Source organism: Bradyrhizobium sp. Unk1, assembly GCF_059512345.1.
Map to the genome: position 1 here is coordinate 1 of NZ_JCAMOP010000142.1, position 2,532 is coordinate 2,532.

Sequence of the window (2,532 nt, forward strand, 5' to 3'; positions counted from 1 at the left end):
CCGGTGACACCTGCCCGCCAGACCGCCATCGGCGCGCGGTTTTCCAGCGCCTGATGGGGGCGCTGGAAATTGTAAAATTCGATCCATCGGGCGATGCATTCGTTTCGCCAAGCACGACGTCATTTCGTATTTGGCGAGGCAGCGGACCGAAACAATCGATAAATAACGGATATGACAGTACGAATGATAAAGAACTCGTGGTGGGTCGATTTCACGTGAAGGAGCGAAGATGAAACAGAAATCGGACCTGGCAAAGCGTCGGCAGACCAAGTGCTAAAGGACATTCGGCGCCAGACCCGCCGGCAGTATTCGGCGGAAGAGAAGATCCGCATCGTGCTGGAAGGATTGCGCAGCGAGGAGAACATCTCCGAACTTTGTCGCCGAGAAGGCATTGCCGCCTCGATGTATTACGGCTGGTCCAAGGAGTTTCTCGAGGCCGGCAAGCGCCGCCTGGCCGGCGACACGGCACGAGCTGCGACCTCCGGGCGAGAGGAGTATTTGAAGAACTTCGCAGTCTACGTTGACGGCTGCGAAGTCTATGCCGAGGCAACTGCCGATGCATTGGAGACAGCCCTGCAGCCACTGGTCGGCTGCGGACTGATTGCGCGGATAATCAAGCACAACACCAATCCCGCCAACAATCCGCAGCCGCCAGAGTGATGAACAATTGCCTGCCCGGAATGCAGTGCCCTCTTTGGCGCAAAGTGGGTGATGAGCCGACGTCAGCGCGCAGCCACCGAAGCGATTTGCGCAATGCGTTGGCTGGTCAACCCGACAACGTCAGCAACACGGCTCTCGCCCAATCGACCTCCTCGTGACCGCGCGAAACTGAAGGGTCAACAATGCCGCCTGCTGCTCTTCACTCTCCACAACTGGAGATTTACCTGCCTTACCCCGCCGCTGCGAATCAGTGTGAAGACGGAATCACACCCGGCATCCGTTCGCCAGCAAGATGAAAGGGCGCTGACGGCGAACAGACTGAGGGCGATAGTCTATGCGGTTTCGCAGTTGGCACGTGTTTTGAATAAGAGACCTTACGCAGAACAGCTCAATGGGAGACGAGGTGATGCCTCATAAAAATTGTTGCCAATCTCGACATCGACGCGCGACGTTTGCTAACCTGCTCGGCCGTGCCGGGTGCCCGGTTCAAGCGCAGCCATCGCACGATGTTCGTATCGATTGCGTGCCGTGACTTCTTCGTACCTGCAATCTCAAAGCGTCCTAGTTTCTTTCAAGCGGGCCGCCGAACGTTGTCGAGGCCAAGAAATTCGACGCTTCCGTTAGGAAGGGCAGGATCCAGATGACGCTCCCAGGCCCGGAAGCACAGGTGCTCGCCACGAAGATCCAGATCCAAGGGTCGCCCACCGAGGAGCCTTCGTCCGAAGCGGCCGTCGAAGGCGGCCTTCTGAGGCAGGAGGAGAGCCCGGAACGGAAACCAAATGCGCCCGACGAAACCTCCGTGCTGCATTTCATTCTGCTCCCGTTCAGAGGTATCGGCCCCGTATCCACCCTTGCAACTCTGACGCCCGAAACGACATCATGACAACGGAGTCGGAAGTCACCTCTGCGAACGCAGGCATTCGGGCAAGCACCGTCTGGACAATTGTGCTCGGCTTTGCCGCCGATCCGTTGATGCGTTGGAGTTGGCCTGACCCAGGGCAATATCTTAGGAGCATGCCTCAATTCGTTAACGCCTGTGGCGGACGAGCATTCGAGCATGGCACAGCATACGTCATCGGAGAGGTTCGCGCCGCGGCCCTGTGGCTGCCTTCCGACGTGCCGCAAGATGAAGATGCGCTGGACGCAATCATGGCGCTGTCCCTGCGCCCGGAGGTCACCGAAGATATGGCACACCTCCGGCAGGGAATGGCCGAACATCATCCCCCCGAGCCACATTGGTATCTGCCTCTCATTGCCGTCGATCCGAATTGGGGCGGACAAGGGCTTGGCACATTGCTGATGAAATACGCTCTTCAACGATGTGATGAGCAGGGCATCGCTGCCTACCTCGAAAGTTCGAATCGGGAAAACATTCCCTTTTACCAGCGTCACGGCTTCAAGGTTATTGGAGAGATACAGCACGGTTCTTCGCCCCCACTCACGCCAATGTTGCGAACGGCTTATTGAGCGGAAATCGAAGACGCTTCGCATGCTCCAGATGCCGGAGCTTCGCTGCGGAGATGGCGAACTGGTCAGGCCAGAGTGCGCCACGAATAAAGGCCGATGCCGGCTTTGAGTACTTCCCAACGACGTGGCGCGTGCGGCTGCTGCCTCTAAGGCGCCACAGCCGAGTGAGCTGCACTCCTCAATCGGCACGCTGCTTGCTCTATTCAAATCATATCATCACGACCCGTCCGGTGATCTGGAAGGACTCGGTACTTTGTTGCCTCATGGCGTCCGGTCTGCACCGTCCTGCTCTCCCCGCGAAATCGAGAGTAGGAGCGCTGTAAGACCGTACGGTGCGCCCCGACGGCGCGTATTACCAGTGGAGGAAGGATCCACCCAGAGAGTTGTCGATTGATCTGGTAGCTG

Annotated in this window: 3 protein-coding genes and 1 pseudogene; 3 read left to right on the top strand and 1 reads right to left on the bottom strand. The window is 58.0% G+C overall.

Annotated features, from left to right (window positions below; all coding sequences use genetic code 11):
* On the bottom strand, positions 1-95 hold a 95-nt coding region (locus AC5ZFO_RS47620), incomplete at its 3' end, for a hypothetical protein (protein ID WP_496124220.1).
* Between the two features lie 145 nt (positions 96-240).
* On the opposite strand from AC5ZFO_RS47620, the pseudogene AC5ZFO_RS47625 reads away from it, so the two are divergent.
* The 3 genes and pseudogenes from AC5ZFO_RS47625 to AC5ZFO_RS47635 form a co-directional block, all read left to right on the top strand.
* Positions 241-513: pseudogene (locus AC5ZFO_RS47625) on the top strand (transposase); the annotation flags it as partial.
* A gap of 814 nt (positions 514-1,327) precedes the next feature.
* A complete protein-coding gene (locus tag AC5ZFO_RS47630) occupies positions 1,328-1,543 on the top strand; it encodes a hypothetical protein (RefSeq protein WP_496124218.1) in 216 nt (71 codons plus the stop codon).
* Positions 1,540-2,127 (top strand): GNAT family N-acetyltransferase, encoded by a 588-nt coding sequence (locus AC5ZFO_RS47635; RefSeq protein ID WP_496124219.1) that lies wholly within the window; start codon positions 1,540-1,542, stop codon positions 2,125-2,127. The genes AC5ZFO_RS47630 and AC5ZFO_RS47635 overlap by 4 nt, the downstream gene beginning before the upstream one ends.
* The last annotated feature ends 405 nt before the right edge of the window (positions 2,128-2,532 follow it).

Coding starts and splice junctions, on each gene's coding strand:
- AC5ZFO_RS47635 (WP_496124219.1), top strand. CDS start 1,540: ATGACAACGGAGTCGGAAGTCACCTCTGCGAACGCAGGCATTCGGGCA.